General features: G+C 71.8%; 3 protein-coding genes. All 3 read right to left on the bottom strand.

Annotated features, from left to right (window positions below; genetic code table 11):
• Positions 1 to 1,502: ATP-dependent helicase (locus tag AB4Y86_RS11370; RefSeq protein WP_441402339.1), on the bottom strand; the 1,502-nt coding region annotated here is incomplete at its 3' end.
• Positions 1,499 to 4,825 (bottom strand): ATP-dependent helicase, encoded by a 3,327-nt coding sequence (locus AB4Y86_RS11365; protein WP_441402338.1) that lies wholly within the window; start codon positions 4,823 to 4,825, stop codon positions 1,499 to 1,501. The genes AB4Y86_RS11370 and AB4Y86_RS11365, both read right to left, overlap by 4 nt.
• Entirely contained in the window at positions 4,822 to 5,238 is a 417-nt protein-coding gene (locus AB4Y86_RS11360; protein WP_441402337.1) for an MGMT family protein, read from the bottom strand. Before AB4Y86_RS11360 ends, AB4Y86_RS11365 begins: the two co-directional genes overlap by 4 nt.
• Between the last annotated feature and the right edge of the window lie 75 nt (positions 5,239 to 5,313).

Here is a 5,313-nt window from a genome sequence, read left to right as displayed (position 1 = left end):
CGGCAGAGCACGGCCATGGCCGGCGGGTCGGACCCCTCCGCCGTCCCGGCGTCGAAGTCGGTCCGACGGAACTTCAGCACATCTGCGGCGAGGGCCGACGCCTCGTCCTCATCCGTGCCGAAGCGGCCCATCAGCACGCGTCCCTGGACCGCAGCCGGGCTCGGCTGCAGCGGCGGGACCTCCACGGCGCCGGCGCTGGCCCGGGCCCCGGCCGCCCCCGTCTGGGCGGCCGCTTTGCTCAACGGCGCGGAAATGATGTTGGCGGCCTCGAGAATGTTCCGGCCGTTGCGCCAGGCCGTCGTCAGGTACGACGTCGGGGCAACGGCGAACCGCGCCGGCCCGCCGCTGTTGCCAGCGGTGGTGCCGGTGCTGTCGGCGGCGTTGGCGTCCACTCGGACCGGGAATTCGCGGACAAAGTGGAAGAGCTGGCCCGCGGACGCGCCACGGAAACCGTAGATGGACTGGTTGGGGTCCCCCACCGCGGTGACGGCGTGGCCGTCGCCGAAGAGCCGGGAGAACAGCACCAGCTGGGCGTGCGAGGTGTCCTGGAATTCATCCAGGAGCACCACCTTGTAGCGTTGGCGTTCGGTCTGCGCCGCCACCGGAATCTCGTTGGCCACCCGGGCGGCGAGAGCCACGAGGTCGCCGAAGTCCAGCGCGCCCCGGTCCCGCTTAGCCTGGGCGTAGCGGCCCACCATGTCCGCGACACTGGCGCGGGTGCGCAGCAGCGCGCTGAGGTCCCCAGCGGCCTGGCTGGGGTTCTTCTTGGCCGTAGCGACGTACGGCAGCGATTCGAACTCGGCCACCCGGTCCAGCAGCCAGCCGCGGACCTCAGCCGGGTCCCGCAGGTGCTCCGCGCACTCCCCCGCGAGTTGAATGACGGCCTTGACGAGGGTGGACTTGGCGGACCGGAAATGCTGGTAGTCGCCGTCGAAGGCTTCCACCACCTCGCTGGCGAGCTGGAAGGACTGGGCGCCGCCGAGCAGGACCACGTCCCGTTCGACGCCGAGCCGCAGGCCGTAATCCGAGACGATGCCGCTCGCGTAGGAGTGGTAAGTGGAGACCTTGGGCTCCAGCGCGTCGGTGCTCAGCAGCCCGGCCGGGAATACCTTGTGGTCGGGGTCCGCGGCGGCGATCCGTGCCAGGGCCGACAGCTTGGCCCGGATCCGGGTGGCGAGTTCGCCGGCCGCCTTGCGCGTGAAGGTCACGCCGAGCACTTCCTCCGGCCTGACCCAGCCGTTCGCGACCAGCCAGACCACCCGGTCCGCCATGGTGGCGGTCTTCCCGGAGCCGGCGCCGGCAATGACAAGGCGGGGCGTCAGCGGCGAGGAGATGATCAGGGATTGTTCGGCCGTGGGGCTGTTCTTCTCCCCCAGCAGCGCCGACAGCTCCTCCGGGCTGAACCGGGGCTCGGGGGGTGCCTGCGGGAGCGCGACCGGAATCGCGTCCGGCCTGCCGGTAGCCCCCGGCACGGCCGCCGTCGTCGTTGCCTCGCTGCTCATTCGGTGACCTGCTTTCCACGCGCGCACAGCGGGCAGACTTCCGGCAGTCTGCAGCCGTGGCCGCCGTGCCCGCCCTTGGCGGGGTCGTGGCGGGCTTCGAAGCTGCTGCCGGACATGACGCCGGCCGCCTCGCCGACCATTTCCAGCGCCCAGTTGGCTTCCGGATCGAGCGCCGGCTGGCCCTGCACGCCCGGGCTTTTCGTGCCGGTGCCGAGCTGGGCCAGCACGGCACCGCCCGGCCGCGGGGGCGGCCCGTCGTCGGGGCCGGCAAACCCGCCGGCGAGGACCGCTGCCTGGTAGGCGCCCAGCTGGGGATGCCGTTCGAGTTCGGCTTTGCTGGGCTGGCGCTTGCCGGTCTTGAGGTCCACAACCACCAGGCGGCCGTCGGCGTCAATCTCCAGCCGGTCCACCTGGCCTCGGAGCACGGCGGCCCGCGCGGGCCAGCTCTCCTCCGCGCCGGGGGCGGCCGGCGGGACCACATCGGGCAACTTCACCTCGAAGTCCTGTTCGACGCCGAGCAGGGTGCGCCCCTCGCTCCGCATCAGCAGCACGTACTGGGCAAGTTTGCGGACCATGGTTTCGGCCCGCTGGAAATCCAGTTTGCCTTCCCAGTTGTCCTTCATCCCCAGCGACGGCCAGCGCTTGACCAGTTCGGCGACATATTCCCCGCCGGAGGCGTCGGGAAGGTCCTGGGCGATGGCGTGGACCAGGGTGCCTAGGCTGCGGGCGAAATCCGTGGCGGCCTCCCCGCCGGCGGCCTGGACAAACCAGTCCAGCGGCGATTTCTGCACGGTCTCGACCTTGGAGGGAGAGACGAAGACGGTGCCGCCGGGGGGCACCACGGGGTCGGTGGAGGACAGCGGGGCGAGGCCCCACCAGCTGTCGGGGTGGGCGCCGGGAACGGCAGGTTCGGCGGCGGCGAGGGCGCCAAGCACCGCGGTGGCCTCGGCCGCTTCGGCGGAGCCGCCGTCGAGCTGGGCGTACTGGCGCAGTTCGGCGACGAGCGCGCGCAGCGTCAGCGGTCGCTCCACGGTGGTGAAGCCGCGCCGGTCCTGGTCCGGGTGCAGCGGCGAGACGTAGTCCAGGAAGGACGACGGCTGTTCATCCTCGGAGGAAACGGCGGTGCAGATCAGCGCTTCCCGGGCGCGCGAGACCGCGGTGGAGAAGCTGCGCAGCTCGTCATAGCGGATCTCCCGGAGACGGCTCAGGGGATCGAGCTGCAGGGCGTAGTCGACCCCATGTTCGACGGCGTCGGCGAACAGTGTGCTGCCGAGCAGCTCGCCGCGGAGCCGGGTGTTGGGCCACACGCCTTCCTGGAGCCCCGGCACAATCACGACCGGCCACTCGCGCCCCGCGGCACTGGCCGGCGTCATGAGTTCCACGGCGTCCTCCAGCTGCGCCCGGGCCGCGAGCGTGTCCATCGGCAGTTCCTGGCTGAGCAGGTACTCGAGGAACTGTTCCGGGCCGGAACCCGGGAGCTGGTCCACGTACCGTTCGGCCGTGTGGAAAAGGGCCATCATGGCATCCAGGTCCCGGTCCGCGCGTGCTCCTGCAGCGCCGCCGGCCAGGGCGGTCTCGGTCCAGCGGCCCGCGAGCCCGGTGGAGTGCCACAGCGCCCACAACACGGTTTCGGCGTTGCCGCCGGGTGCCTCGGCGGCCTCCTGGCCGGCCCGGATCATCCGGGCCACCCGGCGGGCGGAGTGCCCCTCGATGCCGAGCGTCGCCAGGGCGGACGGCTCCAGCAGCGCCTCGACCAGCAGCGCGTCGCTGGTGCGCCCGCCGCCGCCCAGGAGCTCCTCGCGCCGCAGGGACTGGCGGAGCCGGCGCAGTTCGATCGACGTGGCGCCGCCGATCCTTGAGGTGAGCAGCGAGACGGCGGATTCCGGCGTGAGCGTGGCAGGATCGAGCGCCACCGCGTAGGCGTCCAGCAGCGGCCGCACCGCGACCTCGTCCCGGACCGCGGACTCGGCCACCGGGATCCGGACCGGGATGCCCTGGCCGGCGAGGTGGCGCTGCAGCTGGGCGAGCTGGCCGCCGTTGCGCACGATCACGGCGATGTCGCCCAGATCCCTGCCGTCGTTTAGCTGGGCTTCCAGGATGCGCTGCGCCACGTAGCGCAGTTCGTGGACCGGTGACGGCAGTAGGTGCGCCTCCACGGTCCCGTGATTGGCACGATGCTGGCCGGAGACCAAGTCGCCGGGGGCCGGCTGGTCCGGCTGGTCCGGCTGGTCCGGCTGGTCCGGCTGGTCGAGCCTACGGGCCGACGTGCCGCCGGAACGCAGGGAAATCCGTTCCGCCACCGCTTGCCAGGCCTGCGCGAGGGCGGGGGCGTGCCGGTGGGCGGTCCACAGCGGCCGCTCCAGGACGCTGCCGCCGGCCGGGGCCAGCAGCCGCGGCAGTTCGGCTACGAGGTCCGGCCGGGCCCCCCGGAATCCCTGCACCACGGTGTCCGGGGAGGCAGTGACGAGCGCGTCTTTGCCCGCGGCGATGTCTGCGAGCAGTTCGAACACGGCCGGGTTCGCCTCCTGGACGTCGTCAACCAGGATCAGCTGGAGCCGCTCCCGCTCGGCGGCCAGGAACTCCGGGGAATCCTGGAAGATCTGCCGGGCCGCCGTGATGATGCCGGCAGGGTCGAAGGATTCGGGCATACGCAGATCAAGGACATCGCGATACTCGGCGTACAGTGCCGCCGCGGCGGTCCAATCCGGCCGGTGGCAGCGCTGCGCGAGGTCCGCCAAGTCCCCGGCGGTGCGCCCGGATTCGATGATCCGGTCAAAGAGTTGGCGGACCTCCTGCCGGAAGCCCCGGGTCTGCAGGGCGGCGTCCAGGTCTCCCGGCCAGGGAAGTTCCAGGCCCGGTTGCGCGTGGCCTTCGAGGAGTTCCTTAATGATCAGGTCCTGTTCCGGTCCGGACAGGAGTTTCGGCGCACGTGGCAGCGGCAGGATGCCTTCCGCTTTGGCGCGCCGGATCAGATCGAAGGCATACGACGCCCAGGTGCGGGCCGGCGTCGTGCTCAGGCTGCGGTCCAGGCGCGCGGTGAAGCGGTCGCGCAGCGCATCGGCGGCGAGCCGCCCGGGGGCCAGGATCAGCATCCGCTCGGGATCCAGGCCGTCGCGTTCCGCGCGCCGGACGGCCGCCTCGACCAGGACCGTGGACTTCCCGGTCCCCGGCGCGCCGGGGACCAGGACCGGTCCTGAGCCGTGCGCGACGTCGACCGCGGCCCGTTGATCCGGTGACAGCACCGGAACGGCGCTGTGCTGGGTCCGGGGCGGCAGCAGGCGCAGGCCTGACTGGTTAGGCGGGTTTTGCTTGGGGCTACTCACACAGTCATTTCATCATCAGGGACAGACAGTTTATGCAGCTCCCGCTCAAGCCGCTCCGCGACGGCGTCGATCCGCTCAAAGTCCGGTTCGGACGGCGCCCACCGCGCCGCCACGAGGTCCACCCGCCAGCGCCCTTCTCCGGTGCGCAGGTATTCGGCGTGGTTGCCCAGCAGGGCGGTCCCTTCGGCGAGGTACAGCGTCAGGGCCTCGCGTTCGTGCCCCGGCGGGGCCTCGCCGTTGGCCTTGAGAATCCGCCACCAGGGCACGGCACTGCCGTGGTGGCTCATTACCGAGCCGATCTGGCGGGGGCCGCCCGAGCCGAGGAGTTCGGCAACGTCGCCGTAGGCGAGGGCGGAGCCCGCCGGCACCATCGCCGCGAGTTCCAGTACCGCCTCCACATACTCCGTCCGCATGCACCAAGGTTACCGTTGACGGCTGACGCAGGGCTGCCGCACGGCTCCCGCAGGGCTGCCGCACGGCTCCCGCAG

Source organism: Arthrobacter sp. 2YAF22_2 (genome assembly GCF_052114645.1).
Taxonomy (GTDB): domain Bacteria; phylum Actinomycetota; class Actinomycetes; order Actinomycetales; family Micrococcaceae; genus Arthrobacter.
Note: the sequence above shows the minus strand (reverse complement) of the source record. Positions and strands in the feature narration are given on the sequence as shown.

Coding starts and splice junctions, on each gene's coding strand:
- AB4Y86_RS11360 (WP_441402337.1), bottom strand. CDS start 5,238: ATGCGGACGGAGTATGTGGAGGCGGTACTGGAACTCGCGGCGATGGTG.